15 protein-coding genes, 1 tRNA gene and 1 pseudogene are annotated in these 17,773 nt (G+C 72.8%); 11 read left to right on the top strand and 6 right to left on the bottom strand.

Translation table 11 applies throughout. From position 1 onward, the window contains the following. The first annotated feature begins 6 nt into the window (after positions 1-6). Positions 7-1,662 carry an FAD-binding dehydrogenase gene (locus ACFYP3_RS15565; RefSeq protein ID WP_388831877.1) on the top strand — a complete coding sequence of 552 codons (1,656 nt, stop codon included), beginning with the start codon at positions 7-9 and terminating at the stop codon, positions 1,660-1,662. A 62-nt stretch (positions 1,663-1,724) separates the two neighbouring features. Here the strand turns inward: ACFYP3_RS15565 and ACFYP3_RS15570 are convergent. Next, positions 1,725-1,940 (bottom strand): annotated as a pseudogene (locus ACFYP3_RS15570) (RNA-binding protein); the annotation flags it as partial. 347 nt (positions 1,941-2,287) lie between these two features. On the opposite strand from ACFYP3_RS15570, the gene ACFYP3_RS15575 reads away from it, so the two are divergent. From ACFYP3_RS15575 to ACFYP3_RS15585, 3 genes are all read left to right on the top strand, one after another. Next, positions 2,288-3,235, top strand: coding sequence for a hypothetical protein (locus tag ACFYP3_RS15575; RefSeq protein WP_388831879.1), 948 nt, complete (start codon positions 2,288-2,290; stop codon positions 3,233-3,235). A 95-nt stretch (positions 3,236-3,330) separates the two neighbouring features. Beyond that, entirely contained in the window at positions 3,331-4,875 is a 1,545-nt protein-coding gene (locus tag ACFYP3_RS15580) for an APC family permease (RefSeq protein ID WP_388831881.1), read from the top strand. A 219-nt stretch (positions 4,876-5,094) separates the two neighbouring features. Further along, complete coding sequence (locus ACFYP3_RS15585) at positions 5,095-6,534, top strand: amino acid permease (RefSeq protein ID WP_388832192.1); 1,440 nt, start codon at positions 5,095-5,097, stop codon at positions 6,532-6,534. A gap of 159 nt (positions 6,535-6,693) precedes the next feature. Here the strand turns inward: ACFYP3_RS15585 and ACFYP3_RS15590 are convergent. After that, positions 6,694-6,781: transfer RNA gene (locus ACFYP3_RS15590), tRNA-Leu, on the bottom strand. A gap of 167 nt (positions 6,782-6,948) precedes the next feature. On the opposite strand from ACFYP3_RS15590, the gene ACFYP3_RS15595 reads away from it, so the two are divergent. From ACFYP3_RS15595 to ACFYP3_RS15605, 3 genes are all read left to right on the top strand, one after another. Further along, positions 6,949-8,274, top strand: a complete 1,326-nt coding sequence (locus ACFYP3_RS15595; protein WP_030720340.1) for a M20/M25/M40 family metallo-hydrolase — start codon at positions 6,949-6,951, stop codon at positions 8,272-8,274. A gap of 129 nt (positions 8,275-8,403) precedes the next feature. Beyond that, the gene (gene chpH, locus ACFYP3_RS15600; RefSeq protein ID WP_388831883.1) at positions 8,404-8,637 is read left to right on the top strand and encodes a chaplin ChpH; all 234 of its coding nucleotides are present in this window, start codon (positions 8,404-8,406) and stop codon (positions 8,635-8,637) included. Between the two features lie 156 nt (positions 8,638-8,793). Next, complete coding sequence (locus ACFYP3_RS15605; protein WP_388831885.1) at positions 8,794-9,642, top strand: chaplin; 849 nt, start codon at positions 8,794-8,796, stop codon at positions 9,640-9,642. Between the two features lie 39 nt (positions 9,643-9,681). On the opposite strand, the gene ACFYP3_RS15610 is transcribed toward ACFYP3_RS15605, so the two are convergent. Beyond that, a complete protein-coding gene (locus ACFYP3_RS15610) occupies positions 9,682-9,870 on the bottom strand; it encodes a DUF5703 family protein (protein WP_030388705.1) in 189 nt (62 codons plus the stop codon). 47 nt (positions 9,871-9,917) lie between these two features. Here ACFYP3_RS15610 and ACFYP3_RS15615 point away from each other — a divergent pair, with 47 nt between their 5' ends. Continuing rightward, positions 9,918-10,577 carry a hypothetical protein gene (locus ACFYP3_RS15615; RefSeq protein ID WP_388831887.1) on the top strand — a complete coding sequence of 220 codons (660 nt, stop codon included), beginning with the start codon at positions 9,918-9,920 and terminating at the stop codon, positions 10,575-10,577. A 78-nt stretch (positions 10,578-10,655) separates the two neighbouring features. Here ACFYP3_RS15615 and ACFYP3_RS15620 read toward each other — a convergent pair whose 3' ends face one another. Together ACFYP3_RS15620 and ACFYP3_RS15625 are read right to left on the bottom strand one after the other, a co-directional pair. Then, positions 10,656-12,848 (bottom strand): ATP-dependent RecD-like DNA helicase, encoded by a 2,193-nt coding sequence (locus ACFYP3_RS15620; RefSeq protein WP_388831889.1) that lies wholly within the window; start codon positions 12,846-12,848, stop codon positions 10,656-10,658. Continuing rightward, positions 12,845-13,828 carry an aldo/keto reductase gene (locus ACFYP3_RS15625; RefSeq protein ID WP_388831891.1) on the bottom strand — a complete coding sequence of 328 codons (984 nt, stop codon included), beginning with the start codon at positions 13,826-13,828 and terminating at the stop codon, positions 12,845-12,847. Before ACFYP3_RS15625 ends, ACFYP3_RS15620 begins: the two co-directional genes overlap by 4 nt. Positions 13,829-13,928: 100 nt before the next feature. Between ACFYP3_RS15625 and ACFYP3_RS15630 the strand changes: the two genes are divergently transcribed. Together ACFYP3_RS15630 and ACFYP3_RS15635 are read left to right on the top strand one after the other, a co-directional pair. Continuing rightward, on the top strand, positions 13,929-14,978 hold the full coding sequence (locus ACFYP3_RS15630; protein WP_388831893.1) for an LLM class F420-dependent oxidoreductase: 1,050 nt from the start codon (positions 13,929-13,931) through the stop codon (positions 14,976-14,978). Between the two features lie 196 nt (positions 14,979-15,174). Further along, positions 15,175-15,978 carry a ferritin-like domain-containing protein gene (locus ACFYP3_RS15635; protein WP_388831895.1) on the top strand — a complete coding sequence of 268 codons (804 nt, stop codon included), beginning with the start codon at positions 15,175-15,177 and terminating at the stop codon, positions 15,976-15,978. On the opposite strand, the gene corA is transcribed toward ACFYP3_RS15635, so the two are convergent. Continuing rightward, a complete protein-coding gene (corA, locus tag ACFYP3_RS15640; RefSeq protein ID WP_388831897.1) occupies positions 15,975-16,967 on the bottom strand; it encodes a magnesium/cobalt transporter CorA in 993 nt (330 codons plus the stop codon). The genes ACFYP3_RS15635 and corA overlap by 4 nt on opposite strands. Before the next feature lie 55 nt (positions 16,968-17,022). On the opposite strand from corA, the gene ACFYP3_RS15645 reads away from it, so the two are divergent. Next, the gene (locus ACFYP3_RS15645; protein ID WP_388831899.1) at positions 17,023-17,742 is read left to right on the top strand and encodes a histidine phosphatase family protein; all 720 of its coding nucleotides are present in this window, start codon (positions 17,023-17,025) and stop codon (positions 17,740-17,742) included. The last annotated feature ends 31 nt before the right edge of the window (positions 17,743-17,773 follow it).

Below are 17,773 nucleotides of genomic sequence, written 5' to 3' on the forward strand. Positions count from 1 at the left end.
AGCCGCATGACGTACGACGCAGACGTGATCGTGATCGGAGCCGGGCTCGCGGGCCTCGTGGCCACCGCCGAGCTCGTCGACGCGGGCCGCAAGGTCATCCTGCTCGACCAGGAGCCGGAGCAGTCCATCGGTGGCCAGGCGCACTGGTCCTTCGGCGGCCTGTTCCTCGTGGACTCGCCCGAGCAGCGCCGGATGCGGATCAAGGACGGTCACGCGCTCGCCCTCCAGGACTGGCTGGGCACCGCCGGCTTCGACCGCGAGGAGGACGCCTGGCCGCGCCGCTGGGCCGAGGCCTACGTCGACTTCGCGGCCGGTGAGAAGCGCTCCTGGCTGCACGCCCAGGGCGTCCGCTTCTTCCCCGTCGTCGGCTGGGCGGAGCGCGGCGGCTACGACGCCAACGGCCACGGGAACTCCGTCCCCCGCTTCCACATCACCTGGGGCACCGGCCCCGGCCTCGTCGCGCCCTTCGAACGGCGCGTCCGGGCCGGCGCGGCCCGCGGCCTCGTCCGGTTCGCGTTCCGCCACCGGGTCACCGGGCTGTCCGCCACCGCCGGCGCGGTGGACACCGTCACGGGCGAGATCCTGGCGCCGTCCGGCGTCGAACGGGGCGCCGCGAGCAGCCGCGAGGTCACCGGGGCCTTCTCCCTGCGGGCCCAGGCCGTGATCGTCACCAGCGGCGGCATCGGCGGCAACCACGACCTGGTGCGCGCCCAATGGCCCGCCCGGCTCGGCACCCCGCCGCAGCGGATGCTCTCCGGGGTCCCGGCGCACGTGGACGGCCTGATGCTGGGCATCGCGGAGGCGGCCGGCGCCAGCCACATCAACAAGGACCGGATGTGGCACTACACCGAGGGCATCCAGAACTGGAACCCGATCTGGGCCCGGCACGGCATCCGGATCCTGCCCGGCCCGTCCCCGCTGTGGCTGGACGCCACGGGCAAGCGGCTGCCCGTACCGCTGTTCCCCGGCTTCGACACCCTCGGCACCCTCGACCACATCATGAAGACCGGGCACGACCACACGTGGTTCGTGCTCAACCAGCGCATCATCGGCAAGGAGTTCGCGCTCTCCGGCTCCGAGCAGAACCCCGACCTCACCGGCAAGTCGATCCGCGACGTGATCACCCGCGCCCGTCAGGCCGTACCGGGCCCGGTCAAGGCGTTCATGGACAACGGCGCCGACTTCGTCGTCGAGCGCGACCTGTCCGCCCTGGTCCGCGGGATGAACGCGGTGACCAAGGAGGACCTCCTCGACGAGGCGGCCGTCCGGGGCGAGATCGTGGCGCGCGACCGCGAGATGGCCAACCCGTTCACCAAGGACCTCCAGGTCACGGCCATCCACGGCGCCCGCAGGTACCTGGGCGACAAGCTGATCCGCACGGCCGCGCCGCACCGCATCCTCGACCCCGCCGCGGGGCCGCTGATCGCGGTACGGCTCTCGATCCTGACCCGCAAGTCCCTGGGGGGCCTGGAGACCGACCTCTCCTCGCGCGTCCTGACCGGGGCGGGCGAGCCGCTGCCGGGCGTCTACGCGGCGGGCGAGGCGGCCGGGTTCGGCGGCGGCGGGGTCCACGGCTACCGGGCCCTGGAGGGGACCTTCCTCGGCGGGTGCATCTTCTCGGGCCGCGCGGCGGGCCGCGCCGCGGCCCTCGCGACGGCCTGACGATCCCGCCGACCTGCCCGGCCGGTCCCGCCGGGCAGGCCGGCCGGAGCCTCCCCGCAGACCAGCCGCTCGGTGACCCGGAACCGTTCCGCGATCCCGAGCGTGTCGTCGTCGACGGGGAACCCCGGATCGCCGACGGCCGCGCGCACCGGGTCGCCGTGCCGGAACTCCTCGTGTGCCGTACGCCATTCGGCCACCGACGCGAATCCCTCGCCCTCGTCGAGCCCGTGCGCCAGCCCGACGCCCCCGAGCCGCAGCACCTCCACGGCCGTCACCTCGGTACGGCCGCGACCAACGGGTCGCCCAGCGGGCCGGGGAATCCCAGCAGGTAGGGAGCAGGAGCGTCACGAGTGGTCACGGGGGCCACCCCGTCACGCCGCCACCACGTCCTCCCGAACCCGCACAACCAGCCCAACTCGTATCGACATCCGGGCAGTTGAAACCCGCCACGCAGTGGACTGGACCTTGACTCGGACGCGTGCGTACCGCTTTGCTGTGCGTGATCACCGGTGCGCTCACCGGCACGATCTCCCGACCACCAGGCCGAACCGCTCGCGTGCGCCCTGCGCGCGTTTTCGGCCGCCGCCGACCTTCGTCCGCCCGCGTCCTGGAGGGAAACCCGCGGATGTCCCCGCCTCCGCCGCCCCTCGGCCGCGCCCGCAAGCGGGAAGCCCAGCTCTTCGACCCGGCCCTCTGCGACGCCGAACTCGTCGACGTCCGCTCCCAGTTCACCCAGGGCCGGTGGGCCAGGGCCCGCGCCCTCCTCGTCGGGACCGGCGACGACTGGGACCGCCGGGCCCACCGTGTCGTCGTCCTCGGCCAGACCCCGGCCGCCACCGCCTGGGCCCGCGAGTGGCTGCTCGCCGAGCCGGAGAGCGCCGACGCCGCCACCCTCCTCGCCTGCGCCACCGTCTTCACCGCCCTGCGCCACAAGGGCACCCCCGCCGCCGCCGAGCAGGCCTGCCGCCGGGCCGCCGCCCTGCACCCCGCCGACCCGACCCCCTGGCTCGGGCTGCTCCTCCTCTCCCGCGCCTTCGGCAGCGAGGAGGAGTTCAGCCGCCACTTCGACCAGGTCCGGGCCCGCCACCGCGAGCACCACCACGCCCACCACCTGATGGTCGCCCGGCTGGCCGAACGCGCCCTCGCCTCCGGCCAGGACCCGCTCCACGAGGTCTACGACTTCGCGGCCTGGGCCGCCGAGGAGTCCCCGGCCGACTCCCCGCTCGCCGTGCTCCCCGTCGTCGCGCACGCCGAGCGCTACCGGGTCCTCGCCGCCACCCACGGCCACACCCCCGAGACGGCCGCCGCCCACTGGGCCGGCCGCCGCGCCCGCCAGGTCCTGCGCTCCGCCTTCGACTGGTGGCTGGAGTGGGAGCGCGACGACCACCCCCGCAACCGCGTCGACCTCAACTTCCTCGCCCACGCCAAACTCTGCGAGGGCCGCCCCGCCGAGGCCGCCGCCCTCTTCCACCGGATCGGCAGCCACGCCACCCCCGCGCCCTGGTCCTATCCGGACCGGGACCCGCAGAAGGCCTTCCTCGCCGCGCGTAGCGTCGCGCTCGGCACCGCCTGACACCGGACACACCGGCCCCCGAAGAACCGCGCCCCGAAGAACCGCGCCCCGCAGAACCGCCCCCGAGAGAACCGCGCCCCCGAAAGGACGCCGCCATGCCGACGGGCAGATCCACCACGCTCCAGGACCCGGCAGAGATCCGTACGTACAAGGGCCAGGACCGCGCCCTGCGCGCCGACCGCCTCGGCACCGCAGGACTGCTCCTGTCCGTACTCGCCGCCAGCGCGCCCCTGATGGTCGTCGCCGGCGTCATGCCCACGACCTTCGGGGTCATGGGCATCGTCGGCCAGCCGCTGCTCTTCGTCATCCTCGGCGCCGTCCTCGCGCTCTTCAGCATCGGCTACGCCGAGATGAGCCGGCACGTCCACAACGCCGGCGCCTTCTACGCGTACATAGCCCGCGGCCTCGGCCCCACCGCCGGCGCCGGTGCCTCCTTCGTCGCCCTCGTCGCCTACAGCGCCATGCAGTGCGGCGTCTACGGCATCCTCGGCTTCGAGATCTCCGGCCTGTTCGCCACCTACCTGGAGATCGAGGTCTCCTGGTGGATACCGGCCCTGCTGGCCGTCGCCCTCACCGGCGCGCTCGGCTGGCTCAAGATCGACCTCAACGCGAAGGTCCTCGGGGTCCTCCTCCTCATCGAGTGCGCCCTCGTCGTAGCCTTCGACCTCGCCGCGCTCGCCGAACCCGGCGCCGAAGGCCTCTCGCTGCACGCCTTCAACCCCGAGACCCTCAGCGGAGCCGGCCTCGGCACCGCCCTCTGCTTCTGCATCGCCGCCTTCGTCGGCTTCGAGCAGTCCCCGGTCTACGCCGAGGAGACCAGCAAGCCGCACATCGTCGTCTCCCGGGTGATGTTCCTCGCCGTCGGCTTCGTCGCCCTCTTCTTCGCCCTCAGCGCCTGGGCCCTCACCGTCGCCACCGGTCCCGCCGAGGTCGTGAAGACCTCCGCCGAAGCCGGCCCAGGCCTCCTCTTCCAGCTCACCGAGAGCCGCCTCGGCGCCACCTTCACCGACGTCCTGCACGTCCTCTTCGTGACCGGCATGTTCGCGGCCATGCTCAGCTTCCACAACGTGGTCGCCCGTTACGCCTTCGCCATGGGCCGCGAGGGACTCCTCCCCGCCGCCTTCGGCCGGACCAACGCCGGCACCGGCGCACCCGGCACCGGTTCCCTCCTGCAGACCGGCATCGCCGCCCTCGTCGTGATCGCCTTCGCCGTCACCGACGACCTGCCCGCCGGCGACCCCACCGCCCCCGTCCTGCACCTGTTCACCTGGATGGGCAGCGTCGGCGCCCTCGGCGTGACCCTCCTCATGGCCGCCGCCTCCTTCGCCGTCATCGCCTTCTTCGTCCGCCGCGGCACCGCCGGCGCCCAGGTCTGGCGCCTCGTCGCGGCCGGCGCCGCAGGCCTCGCGCTGCTCGCCATCGCCGTCTACACCGTCAAGGACTTCGGCGTCCTCGTCGGCGCCGAGAAGGGCTCCGCGCTCAGCTGGCTCCTGCCCGCCGTCATCGGCGCCGCCGCCGTGGCCGGCCTGCTCTACGGAGCGCTGCTGCGCCGAAGCCGCCCCGAGGTGCACGCCCGCATCGGCCTGGGCAACGAGGCCTTCCGCCTCGACCAGGCGGCAGGGGCCGACAGCGCCGACTGACCTCGCTTTCGAGTCCCTACGAAGCCCCCGAGACCCCTTTCCAAGGTCGTCGGGGGCTTCGACGCATGAGGGGCCGATTTTGGCGGGTGGCGGACCCTCATGGTCTCCTGGGGCGACAAAATCACCGGACCGCGACACAGGGGACACCACCCAGCTCCCCTGCGCCGTGGAACGGACCTGCCGTCCGACCCCACGAAGGCGAAGTCATACATGAGTGACCTGAGTGACCGCACCTTGACCGAGGCTCCAGCCCCGGCGTCTTCCCGCCATGTCGACGCCGGTGACGAGGGCTACAGCAAGGACCTCAAGTCCCGCCACATCAACATGATCGCGATCGGCGGAGCGATAGGCACCGGGCTGTTCCTCGGCGCCGGCGGCCGCCTCGCCGGTGCGGGCCCCTCCCTCGCGATCGCCTACGCGGTCTGCGGAGTCTTCGCCTTCTTCGTCGTCCGCGCGCTCGGCGAGCTCGTCCTGTACCGCCCCTCCTCCGGTGCCTTCGTCTCCTACGCCCGCGAGTTCATGGGGGAGAAGGGCGCCTACACGGCCGGCTGGCTGTACTTCCTGAACTGGTCGACCACCACGGTGGCCGACATCACGGCCGCCGCGACGTACGCCCACTTCTGGTCGCTGTTCACCGACGTCCCCCAGTGGGTCCTCGCGTTCATCGCCCTCGCCGTCGTCCTCACCGCCAACCTGATCTCGGTGAAGTACTTCGGCGAGATGGAGTTCTGGTTCTCCCTGGTCAAGGTCGCCGCCCTGGTGATCTTCCTGATCGTCGGCATCTGGCTCGTCGCCACCAGCCACGAGATCGGCGGCCACACCCCGGGCCTCTCCTCCATCACCGACAACGGCGGGATCTTCCCCTCGGGGGTGCTCCCGATGCTCCTGGTCATCCAGGGCGTGGTGTTCGCGTACGCCTCCGTCGAACTCTGCGGCGTCGCCGCCGGCGAGACCGAGAACCCCGAGAAGATCATGCCGAAGGCGATCAACTCGATCATGTGGCGCGTGGGCCTCTTCTACGTCGGTTCGGTCGTCCTCCTCGCCCTCCTGCTGCCCTACACCGAGTACAGCTCGGACCAGAGCCCCTTCGTCACCGTCTTCGACAAGCTGGGGGTCCCCGGCGCCGCCGGCGTCATGAACCTGGTCGTGCTCACCGCGGCCCTCTCCAGCCTGAACTCCGGCCTCTACTCCACGGGCCGCATCCTGCGCTCCATGGCCGTCTCCGGCTCCGCGCCGAAGTTCACCGGCCTCATGAACAAGGGCAAGGTGCCGTACGGCGGCGTCCTGTTCACCGCCGCCTTCGGCATCGCGGGTGTAGGCCTGAACGCCTGGATGCCGGGCGAGGCCTTCGAGATCGTCCTCAACCTCGCCTCCATCGGCATCCTCGGCACCTGGGCGATGGTCATGATCTGCTCGCTGTTCTTCTGGCACCGCGCGAAGAACGGGCTGGTCGAGCGCCCGTCGTACCGCCTGCCGTGGGCCCCGTACACGCAGATCGTGACCCTGGTCTTCCTCGTCACGGTCCTGGTCCTGATGTGGAGCGACGGCGGCGTCGGCCGCACCACCGTCATGTTCCTCCCGGCCATCGCGGCCGCCCTGGTCGGCGGCTGGTTCCTGGTCCGCGGCCGCGTGGCGGAGATCGCCGCCTCCCGCGACTGACCCCCACGCCGAGACGACGAAGGACCCCGCCCACCGGCGGGGTCCTTCGTCGTACGGGCCCCCGTCGTCGACCCGGCACGGCCGGGCGCCGCGAGCACACCGGGAAGTCCGGAAAGTCCGGGAAACGCAGAAAACCCCGCCGAAGTGGGGTTCTCTCGCTGGTGTCCGAGGGGGGACTTGAACCCCCACGCCCGATAAAGGGCACTAGCACCTCAAGCTAGCGCGTCTGCCATTCCGCCACCCGGACAAGGTGTCTGTCTCGCGTCCCTCGCGGGCCGTTCCGACGTGGAAAACATTACCAAACATTCCGGGGTCCTCGATCACACCCCCCGACGGCCGGGGATCGCCCTTGGGGAGAGCGTCCCGGGACGCGAGGATGGAGGGGTTCGGTACTGATCAGTGGGAGGAAGCAGCGTGAGCGAGTCGAGCGCGGGCAGGACCGTCTCCGGCGAGGACGAGGTAGTCGACCTCTGCCGGGACCTCATCCGGATCGACACCAGCAACTACGGAGACCACTCGGGCCCCGGGGAGCGCAAGGCGGCGGAGTGGGTCGCCGAGAAGCTCGCCGAGGTCGGGCTGGAGCCGCAGATCTTCGAATCGCACAAGGGCCGGGCCTCGACCGTGGCGCGGATCGAGGGGGAGGACCCCTCGCGGCCGGCGCTGCTGATCCACGGGCACACCGACGTGGTTCCGGCCAACGCCGCGGACTGGACGTACGACCCGTTCGCGGGCGAGATCGCCGACGGCTGCCTGTGGGGCCGCGGCGCCGTCGACATGAAGGACATGGACGCGATGACGCTGGCCGTCGTGCGCGACCGGATGCGCAGCGGCCGCAAGCCCCCGCGCGACATCGTGCTCGCCTTCCTCGCGGACGAGGAGGCGGGCGGCATCTACGGGGCCCGGCACCTGGTCGACAAGCACCCCGGCCTGTTCGAGGGCGTCACGGAGGCGATCGGCGAGGTCGGCGGCTTCTCCTTCACGGTGAACGAGAACCTGCGCCTCTACCTCGTGGAGACCGCCCAGAAGGGCATGCACTGGATGCGGCTCACGGTGGAGGGCACCGCGGGCCACGGCTCCATGACCAACAACGACAACGCCATCACGGAGCTGTGCGAGGCCGTGGGGCGGCTCGGCCGCCACCAGTGGCCGGTGCGGGTGACCAAGACCGTACGCAGCTTCCTGGACGAGCTCTCGGACGCGCTCGGGACCCCGCTGGACCCGGACAACATGGACGAGACGCTCGCCAAGCTCGGCGGCATCGCCAAGATGGTCGGCGCGACGCTGCGCAACTCGGCCGCCCCGACGATGCTCGGCGCCGGCTACAAGGTCAACGTCATCCCCGGCCAGGCCACCGCCCACGTCGACGGCCGCTTCCTGCCGGGCTACGAGGACGAGTTCTTCGCCGACCTGGACCGCATCCTCGGCCCGCGCGTGAAGCGGGAGGACGTGCACGGCGACAAGGCGCTGGAGACCGACTTCGACGGGCGGCTGGTGGACGCCATGCAGGGCGCCCTGAAGGCCGAGGACCCGATCGCGCGCGCGGTCCCGTACATGCTCTCGGGCGGTACGGACGCCAAGTCCTTCGACGACCTCGGCATCCGCTGCTTCGGCTTCGCGCCGCTCCAGCTGCCGCCGGAGCTGGACTTCGCCGGGATGTTCCACGGCGTGGACGAGCGCGTGCCCGTGGACGGACTGAAGTTCGGCGTGCGGGTGCTCGACCGGTTCCTCGACAACGCCTGAGATTCGAGAGGGTGTGCGCACGCCACTGAGAAGAGTGAATGCACTCATACGCTCGTAGCCCCGGTGATCCCTCCTCGTTACAGGTGGTGCGGTCCGCGGCTGGGACCGCATTGCCTACTAGGAGGAACAATGATCAAGAAGGTTGTCGCCGCTGCGGCTGCCACCGGTGGCCTGGTTCTCGCGGGTGCGGGCCTGGCTGTCGCCGACGCGGGTGCCCAGGGTGCGGCCATCGGCTCGCCCGGTGTCCTGTCCGGCAACGTCGTCCAGGTTCCGGTCCACGTTCCCGTGAACGTCTGCGGCAACTCGGTCTCCGTCATCGGCCTGCTGAACCCGGCCTTCGGCAACACCTGCGTCAACGCCTGACACGTTTGAGGTCTTGGGCCCCGGAGCGCAATCCAGCGCTCCGGGGCCACCGGGCTTTCCGGCCCGGATTCTCATCTTCGGCGTACCAGGCGGGGGAGCCTGGACGGCCTGGCCGCCGAGAGCGGCCGAAACGCACTCACCAGGGGACGAGTACACATGCGACGACCGGCACAGGTCACCAGGAAGACCCTGATCACCATGGCTGCCGCGGGGGGTGTCCTCGCGCTGGGCGGGGGCCACGCACACGCGGACTCCCACGCGACGGGGCACGCGGCGAACTCTCCGGGACTGCTGTCCGGGAACACCGTGCAGGCGCCCGTGGACGCACCGGTGAACGCCTGCGGGAACACGGTCACGGTGGTGGGAGGCCTCAACCCGGCCTTCGGGAACCAGTGCGCCAACGGCGGCCACGGCAAGCCGGGCCACCCGGGCAACCCCGGTCATCCGGGCAACCCCGGTCATCCGGGCAACCCCGGTCACCCGGGCAACCCCGGACACCCGGGCGGGGGCGACGAGCCGTGTGACGACCACCCGGGCCACCCCGGCACGCCGGGCGGCGAGCACCCCGGAAACCCCGGAAACCCCGGCAATCCGGGCACTCCGGGTGGCGAGACCCCGGGGAACCCGGGCCACCCCGGCAACCCGGGAGGCGGGACGCCCGGCACCCCGGGCAACCCCGGCACCCCGGGCGGCGAGCTTCCCGGGAACCCGGGCACTCCCGGTACGCCGGGCGGTGAGACCCCGGGGAACCCGGGCCACCCCGGTACGCCGGGCACGGGCACCCCGGGTACGCCGGCCAACCCCGGCACGGGATCCGTCACGCCCGTCACCCCGATCACGCACCCCGGCCCCGGGACCGGCACGTGGACCGGGGGCGACTCCGGGCAGTCGGCGGCTCTCGCCGCCACCGGCTCCGGTGACGTCCTCACCGCCGGCCTCCCGATCGCGGGCGGCCTGCTGCTGGCGGGCAGCGTGCTCTACCGGCGCGCCCGTAACGCCGCCTGACGGCTGCTTCCGACGCGGGCCCCGCCCCCGGGGCCCGCGTCACCAGGTCGCGCGGACCTGGCGGATGATCCGGCGGCGCAGTCGCACGCGGCGACTGCCGTCCCGGTACAGGCTCAGGCGGTCGAGTTCCCAGTTCCCGTACTCGGCATGGTCGGTCAACAGGCGGGTCGCCTCGCTGCGAGGGACCCCGCGGGGCACGTACACGTCGACAAATTCGTATTCCGGCATCGCATCTATTGTGCGGGCAGAGCCCTGCTACGGATAGCGTCTGCTCTATGTCTGATGCCGCTCTTCCCACTGTTGCCGAGGTACGCGCCGCCGCCGAGGCGGTCAAGGCCGCGCTCGACCGTCACCTCGCCGCGGTCGAGCGCAGGATCGGGGACGAGGACCCCGACGTCTACGCGGCGTTCAACGAACTCGCCGCCGCGGCCGAGGTGTACGACGAACTCCTCTACGACCGCCACGACGAGGTCACCCCCTTCGAGATCCCCACGCCCGAGGACGGCGTGCCGTACACCGGCCCCGCCGAGCCCGCCGCCTTCAGCGTGCTCATCCGCCGCGACTACGCCGTCGTCGAGCCGCCGCGGCTGATCGCCCAGGCCGAGCGGATCGCCGCGCACGACCGGGACGCCGAGTTCGTCCAGGACGGCGGCACCGCCGAGGCGCTGGGCGTCCTCTTCGGGGAGTACGAACCCGACGAGATCGCCTCCCGCTTCAAGGACTTCGGCCTGGAGGAGGGTGACTCCACGCTCTGGATCGCCGCCTCGGAGGAGATGGCGGAACCGGGGGAGTGGCTCAACTCGCCCTTCGGGAACATCGATCCGCAGGACGTGCTGCACCGGTTCGACGTCAGCTCCGTCTTCGACGAGGAAGAGGACGACGACGAGGACGAAGACGCGGACGAGACCGCGGAGCCGGGGCTGACCCCGGCCTGACCCCCCGCCCGTCCCCCGTCCGGCACCCGCCCGGCACCCGTGGCCCCCGCCCCGTAGGGCGGGGGCCACGGCCCCAGGTCACTCCGCCTGCTCGCCCGCCGTCGCGAGCGCCTTCAGCAGGCCCGCCAGCCGTGTCGTACGCGGCTTCGGCAGCACCTCGGCCACCGCGTGCGGCAGCGCCTGGTCGACGCCGTGCACCACCGACAGGTGCCGCTCGGCCCGACCGAACGCCGTGTACACCCAGTCCCGCGACAGCGCCTGCGCCGCGTCACCCGGCAGCACGACGACCACCGCCGGCCAGCGCGTGCCGACGGCCTGATGCGCCGTCACCGCCCAGCCGTGCCGCACCCGGGACTCGACCAGGTCCTTCGGTACGACGATCCGCTCGCCCGCCCGGTCCAGGTGCAGGCCCTCGGCGTCGGCCGACACCACCCGGGCCGGCAGGGCCCGCCCGGGGGACGGCACGTGGACGACCCGGTCGCCCGGGTCGAAGCCGCCGAACCGGCCGGGACCGGGGTTCAGCCGCTCCTTGAGCGCGGCGTTCAGCGCCCGCGTCCCCGCGGCGCCGCCGTGGCCCGGGGTGATCACCTGAACGCCGTCCGCCGGGATCCCGAAGGCCCGCGGCACCGACTCGGCCACCAGCTGCACGGCCCGGTGCACGGCCTCGCCGGCGTCCTTCACGGGGACGATGACGACCTCCTTGCCGGGGGCGTCGACCTGGTTCAGCTCGCCGATCCCGACCCCGGAGACGAGCTCCCCGAGGGGGCCCGGATCCGGCGTGCGGGAGACGACCTGGGGGCACGTACGGGCCGCCAGCACATCGGCGAACACCCGTCCGGCCCCCGCGGACCCGAGGACCCCGGGGTCCCCGGAGAGCACCAGCCGAGCCCCGTCCGGCACGGACTCCACCAGTGCGGCCGCGGTCTCCACGTCCAGCTGCGGCGCGTCCAGCACCACGAGGAGGTCCAGCGCGAACTGCCCGTCCGCGTCCCGCCCGGGCCCCTCCGCCCCCGACAGCAGCCCCGCCACGGTCACGGAGTCCGGGCCGGCGGGGGAGTGCGCGGCCGGCCAGGCCCGCAGCCCCAGCTCCCGGGCCGCCGCGACCAGGGCGAACACCTCGGCGCGCGCGGCCTCGCCGCCGGTGTGGGCGACCAGGCCGTGACCCGCGACCGTACGGATCAGTTCGGCGGCGGACGGGCCCGGCGCGGCCGCGGCGGCCTGCTCCCAGTCCGCCGTGCCGCCGAAGGTGCCGGCCAGCCGGGCCAGGCCGTCGGCCAGGCTCTCCTCGGCCATGGCGGCGCCCTCCAGGCCCACGAGGAGACGTACGGGCTGCTCCTCGCCCTCCTCGACCGGCGGCCCGAGGGGCTCGTGGAAGACCAGCACGGAGCCGTCCGCGATGGCCCGCTCCAGTGCTTCGGCCGGATCCGGTACGCCGTACTGGGCCAGGGCCTTCTCCAGGACCGGGGCCTCCAGCGCGGTGTGCCCCTTGAGCCCGGCCTGGGTCAGCAGCCAGCCCACCAGGACGGTGGTGCGGCGCTCGTCCCCGGGGCCGGCCCCGGAGCCCAGCAGGGAGCGGGCGAAGCCGTCCGCCTGGGTCGGGCGCACGGCGGGCAGCGACAGCAGCCGCCAGGGGTTCTCGGCGAGCTGCTCGGCGGCTCCCTCGCCGAGGGCCGCCGCGGCCGGATCGGCCAGGTCCTCGGGGGCGCCACCGCGGGCCAGCACGGCCCGTACGTCCTCGACGGCGTCGGCGGAGGGCGCCGCCGCGGTCACCGGCGCCGGGGCGGCCGGACGGGGCGCGGCGGGGGCGGGGGCGGGCCTGCGGGGCGCGGCCGGGGCCTCGTCGAAGTACACGGCGGGGGGCTTCTCCCCGCTCTCCACGGCCCGTACGGCGGCCAGCAGATCGGCGGCCTTCCCGCTGAGCTTGGCCCCGGCCTCGACCGGCGCCTCCCGCTCCGCCTTGCGCCGGGCGATCCGCTCCCGCTCGACCTTCTGCGCGGCGAGCTCGGCCTGCGCCTCGGTGAGCGCGGGCGCCGCCGGGGCCTCGGCGGCCGGCTCGGCGGGTTCCGCCGCGTCGGCGTCGGCCTCCGCCTCGGCGTCGGTCTCGGGCGCCGCGGGGCTCTGCCCCTCCCCGCTCCCGGCGGCCGGATCCGCTGCGGCCCCGGCTCCGCCCGACCCGGGCTCGTGCGCGCCTTCCTCGGCTGCGGACGTCTCGACCTCCGGGGCGGCCGGGTCCTCCGCGGCAGCGGTATCGGCCTGAGGGTCCGTACTCACAGCGTGCTCCAGTCCTGATCGGGGTAGCGGTGCACCGGAGCCGAAACATCGTCCAGCGCCCGGCAGATCTCCTCGGGAAGACTAAGGGCCTCCACCGACAGTGCCGCCGCGAGCTGCGCCGACGTCCGTGCGCCCACGATCGGCGCGACCACCCCGGGCCGGTCCCGGATCCACGCGAGGGCCACTTCGAGCGGGGTCACGGCCAGCCCCCGGGCCGCCGTCACCACCGCGTCCACGATCCGGCCCGCCGCCTCGTCGAGGTACGGGTCCACGAAGGCGGCCATGGCGTCCGAGGCGCCCCGGGAGTCCGCCGGCACGCCGTCCCGGTACTTGCCCGTCAGCACCCCGCGCCCCAGCGGGGACGAGGGCAGCAGGCCGATCCCGAGGTCCAGCGCGGCCGGCAGCACCTCCCGTTCCACGCCGCGTTGCAGCAGCGAGTACTCCATCTGCGTCGAGGCGATCCGGGTCCGTACGCCCGGCGCCGCGAGCTGCCACGTCGCCGCCTTCGCGAGCTGCCAGCCGCAGTAGTTCGACACCCCGGCGTACCGGGCCCGGCCGCTGCTCACCGCCAGGTCCAGCGCCTGGAGGGTCTCCTCCAGCGGGGTCGCCGGATCGAAGGCGTGCACCTGCCAGAGGTCGACGTAGTCGGTCCCGAGCCGCTCCAGCGAGGCGTCGAGGGCGTCGAGCAGGTGCCCCCGCGAGCCGTCGAACCGCCGGTCCCGGTCCGGCACGCTCCCCGCCTTGGTCGCGATCACCAGGTCCCGGCGCGGGACGAGGCCGCCCACCAGCCGCCCGAGGAGGTACTCCGCCTCCCCGCCCCCGTACACGTCGGCCGTGTCGACGAGCGTGCCGCCCGCCTCCCAGAAGGTCTTCACCTGCTCGGCGGCGGCTTCCTCACCGATGTCGCGGCCCCAGGTGAGGGTGCCGAGGCCGATCCGGGAAACGCGCAGTCCGGTGCGGCCGAGATGCCTCTGCTCCATGAGCGCTGAGACTACTGGGGCGCTGACGCGGAACGCCCTGGCACGCTACAGTCCCCGCACACCAACGTTACTGATCGGTAAACCGGTAAGGGGACGACACATGCGGCTCGGCATCAATCTCGGTTACTGGGGCGCGGGCATGGACGGCGACAACCTCGCCGTCGCCCAGGAGGCCGACCGCCTGGGCTACGACGTCTGCTGGGCCGCCGAGGCCTACGGATCCGACGCCCCGACCGTGCTCGCCTGGGTCGCCGCCCAGACCGAGCGCATCGACGTCGGCTCCGCGATCATGCAGATCCCGGCCCGCCAGCCCGCGATGACCGCCATGACGGCGGCCACCCTCGACTCCCTCACCAAGGGCCGCTTCCGGCTCGGTCTCGGCGTCTCCGGCCCGCAGGTCTCCGAGGGCTGGTACGGCGTCACGTTCGACAAGCCGCTCGCACGGACCCGGGAGTACGTGGAGATCGTCCGCAAGGCGATGAGCCGTGAGCGCCTCACCTACGACGGCGAGCACTGGACCCTGCCGCTGCCGGGCGGACCGGGCAAGCCCATAAAGCTGACCGTGCACCCCGAGCGCGAGCACATCCCGCTCTACATCGCCGCCATCGGTCCGAAGAACCTGGAGCAGACCGGCGAGATCGCCGACGGCGCCCTGCTGATCTTCCCGGCCGCCGAGCACCTGGAGGCCACCGCGCTCACCCACATCCGGGCGGGCCGCGAGAAGGCCGGGCTGACCATGGACGGCTTCGACGTCTGCCCGACCGTGCCGCTGGCCCTCGGCGAGGACGTGAACGCGCTCGCGGACATGTTCCGCCCCTACACCGCCCTGTACGTCGGCGGTATGGGCAGCCGGAAGCAGAACTTCTACAACCAGCTGGCCCAGCGCATGGGCTACGAGAAGGAAGCCGCCGAGATCCAGGACAAGTACCTGGCGGGCGACAAGACCGGCGCGGCCGAGGCCGTCCCGCACGCGCTGATCGACTCGACCACGCTGCTCGGCCCCGTCGCCCGCATCGCGGACGGGATGCGGGCCTACGCGGAGGCCGGGGTCACCACCCTCACCCTGGCGCCGGCCGGCTTCACCCTGGACGAGCGGATCGCCGCCCTGCGGGCCGGCACCGAGGCCATGGAACTGGCCGGTCTGGCCTAGGAAGACCCGGGGCCAAAAGGAGTCTGCGGCCGTGGTGGGGGCTCGGGGGGTCTTCCCCGCCACGGCCGACACAGCCAACAACGCCCCGGGTGCCCGCGGGGTTACGCGCGGCGGTCCATCCCCCCGTTTCGTTCATTCGGACGAGTAGCGCGACCTCTCGGTTGCCGGTCCCCACGCCCGGCGTTTGACTCGGTTCATGCTCTCTGCCCGCAGCGTGTTCCAGGAGATCGTCGACCACGACGACTCCTTCCGGCTGTTCTGCTCCATCGCCGCCAGCGGGGAGACCCAGGGCGGTTGGGAGAACGCCCGCATCGCGGCCCTGGTGCCCCACGCCATGCGCGACCTCGCACCCAAGATCACCCGGCACGGCGCCGACGAGGACAAGCACGGCCGCATCTTCAACGCGCTGCTGCGCAAGCGCGGCCTGCGGCCCGTCCCCGTCCCGCCCGAGACCGACTACACGATGCTGCTGGAGCGCCGCGGGATCGGCCTCGCCCACGACAAGCTGCGCCGCGAGCAGGCGCTGAGCGAGCAGGACATCGTCGTCTACCTCGCCCACAGCCGCGTCACGGAACAGCGCGCCGCCGACCAGATGGACCTGCTCGTCAGGTACTTCGGCGACCACCCCGAGCTCGGCAAGGCCATCCACATGATCAGCGACGACGAGGCCAACCACCTCGCCTACTGTCACGAGGAACTGCTGCGCCTCGCCCGCGCGGGCCACGGCCGCACCATCCAGCGGGTGCTGCGCGAGAGCGCGCTCGCGGAGATCAGCGTCTACCGGGAGGTCAGCCTCGCCGTCATGGCCCACATGGGACGGCTGCTGGACTGGTCCGCGCCGAAGGCGGCCGCGCTCGCCGCCGGCATCCGCGCCGCGTACGCGTACGAGCGGTTCAGCGGCTGGCACCGGATGGTCGACCTGCGGATGCCCCAGCGCCGCGACGCGCTGGGCGGCGCACCGGTCACGGCCGCCGAGTTCGCCCAGATCGAGACAGCCTAGAGCCAGCCCCGGCGCTTGAACATGCGGTGCAGGCCGAGGCAGATGCCCACCATGACCACCACCACCGCCGGGTAGCCCCAGACCTGCCTGAGCTCCGGCATGTGGTCGAAGTTCATCCCGTAGATCCCCGCCACCATCGTGGGGACGGCCGCCATCGCCGCCCAGGCCGAGATCTTGCGCATGTCGTCGTTCTGCCGCAGGCCCATCTGCGCGAGGTGCGCGGACAGCGCGTCCGACAACAGCCGGTCCAGGCCCTCGATGTACTCGCTCGCCTTCGTCAGGTGGTCGGCGACGTCGCGGAAGAAGGGCTGGGCGTGCTCGTGGACGAAGGGCACCTCCCCGAAGGCGAGCCGGTCCATCGGCTGGAGCAGCGGGTTCGTCGCCCGCCGGAACTCCAGCACCTGCCGCTTGAACCCGTAGATCCGGGCGGCGGTGTTCTTGGTGTCCGAGGGGTTCGGCGAGAACACCTCGGCCTCCAGCTCCTCCAGGTCCACCTGAAGCTCGGCCGCCACCTCGATGTAGTGGTCCACCACCGCGTCGGAGACCGCGTACAGCACCGCCGTCGGACCGTGCCGCAGCACGTCCGGCTCCTGCTCCAGCCGGCGGCGGACGGCGGCCAGCGGAGCCCCCTCGCCGTGCCGGACGGTCACGACGAACGAATCGCCCACGAACACCATCAGCTCGCCCGCGGTCACCGTGTCGGTGTCCTCGTCGTACTGCACCGGCTTGAGGACGACGAACAGGGAATCGTCGTACACCTCCAGCTTCGGACGCTGGTGCGCGGTCAGCGCGTCCTCCACCGCCAGCCTGTGCAGCCCGAACTCGCGGCTGACGTGGTCGAACTCCTCCTCCGTCGGCTCGTACATGCCGATCCAGAGGAAGGCGTCACCGGTCGCCCGCGCCTCGTCGAGGGCGTCGGAGAGGTCCTCCTGTCCCTCGGTACGGCGGCCGTCCCGGTAAATCGCGCAGTCGACAATCACGCGGCGCATTCTTCCCTGCCCGCGACCCGTCCGCACGCCACCGGCACCGCATACGCTGGCACCCATGGCCACGCTGATCCTCGTACGACACGGGCGGTCCACCGCCAACACCGCAGGGCTGCTCGCCGGGTGGACCCCGGGAGTGGGCCTCGACGAGCGCGGCGCCGAGCAGGCCGCCGCCCTTCCCGGAAGGCTGGCCGGCGTGCCGCTCGCCGCCGCCGTCACCAGCCCGCTGCAACGCTGCCGGGAGACCCTCGCACCCCTGCTGGCCGCACGGCCGGAGCTGGAAGTGCACACCGACGAGCGGATCGGCGAGTGCCACTACGGCGACTGGTCCGGCCGCAAACTCTCCGAGCTCGCCGACGAACCTCTGATGAAGATCGTCCAGCAGCACCCCTCGGCCGCCGCCTTCCCCGGCGGCGAGTCCATGCGCGCCATGCAGGCGCGCGCCGTGGACGCGGTACGGGAGTGGAACGCGCGGGTCGAGGACGAGCACGGCGGCGACGCCGTCTTCCTGATGTGCTCCCACGGCGACATCATCAAGTCCCTTGTCGCCGACGCCCTCGGGATGCACCTGGACCTCTTCCAGCGCATCCACGTCGACCCCTGCTCGGTGACCGCCATCCGGTACACGCCGACCCGACCGTTCGTGTTCCGGCTGGGCGACACCGGGGACTTCGGCCCGCTCGTGAAGCGTCCGGCCGAACCGGAAGCCATCGCCTCCGACAAGGACGCCGAGGACACCGGGAACGCGGTCGTGGGAGGCGGCGCGGGCGCGGCGTGATCGGACGGCGCAGTAGGGTGGACGGGCCACA

The sequence above is a fragment of the Streptomyces sp. NPDC005533 genome (assembly GCF_042871845.1).
In the GTDB taxonomy this organism is placed as follows: Bacteria; Actinomycetota; Actinomycetes; order Streptomycetales; family Streptomycetaceae; genus Streptomyces.

What these genes read in the sequence shown, in the direction of transcription:
- ACFYP3_RS15565 (WP_388831877.1), top strand. Translation starts at nt 7, where the DNA reads ATGACGTACGACGCAGACGTGATCGTGATCGGAGCCGGGCTCGCGGGC.
- ACFYP3_RS15575 (WP_388831879.1), top strand. Translation starts at nt 2,288, where the DNA reads ATGTCCCCGCCTCCGCCGCCCCTCGGCCGCGCCCGCAAGCGGGAAGCC.
- ACFYP3_RS15580 (WP_388831881.1), top strand. Translation starts at nt 3,331, where the DNA reads ATGCCGACGGGCAGATCCACCACGCTCCAGGACCCGGCAGAGATCCGT.
- chpH (WP_388831883.1), top strand. Translation starts at nt 8,404, where the DNA reads ATGATCAAGAAGGTTGTCGCCGCTGCGGCTGCCACCGGTGGCCTGGTT.
- ACFYP3_RS15605 (WP_388831885.1), top strand. Translation starts at nt 8,794, where the DNA reads ATGCGACGACCGGCACAGGTCACCAGGAAGACCCTGATCACCATGGCT.
- ACFYP3_RS15610 (WP_030388705.1), bottom strand. Translation starts at nt 9,870, where the DNA reads ATGCCGGAATACGAATTTGTCGACGTGTACGTGCCCCGCGGGGTCCCT.
- ACFYP3_RS15615 (WP_388831887.1), top strand. Translation starts at nt 9,918, where the DNA reads ATGTCTGATGCCGCTCTTCCCACTGTTGCCGAGGTACGCGCCGCCGCC.
- ACFYP3_RS15625 (WP_388831891.1), bottom strand. Translation starts at nt 13,828, where the DNA reads ATGGAGCAGAGGCATCTCGGCCGCACCGGACTGCGCGTTTCCCGGATC.
- ACFYP3_RS15630 (WP_388831893.1), top strand. Translation starts at nt 13,929, where the DNA reads ATGCGGCTCGGCATCAATCTCGGTTACTGGGGCGCGGGCATGGACGGC.
- ACFYP3_RS15635 (WP_388831895.1), top strand. Translation starts at nt 15,175, where the DNA reads ATGCTCTCTGCCCGCAGCGTGTTCCAGGAGATCGTCGACCACGACGAC.
- corA (WP_388831897.1), bottom strand. Translation starts at nt 16,967, where the DNA reads ATGCGCCGCGTGATTGTCGACTGCGCGATTTACCGGGACGGCCGCCGT.
- ACFYP3_RS15645 (WP_388831899.1), top strand. Translation starts at nt 17,023, where the DNA reads ATGGCCACGCTGATCCTCGTACGACACGGGCGGTCCACCGCCAACACC.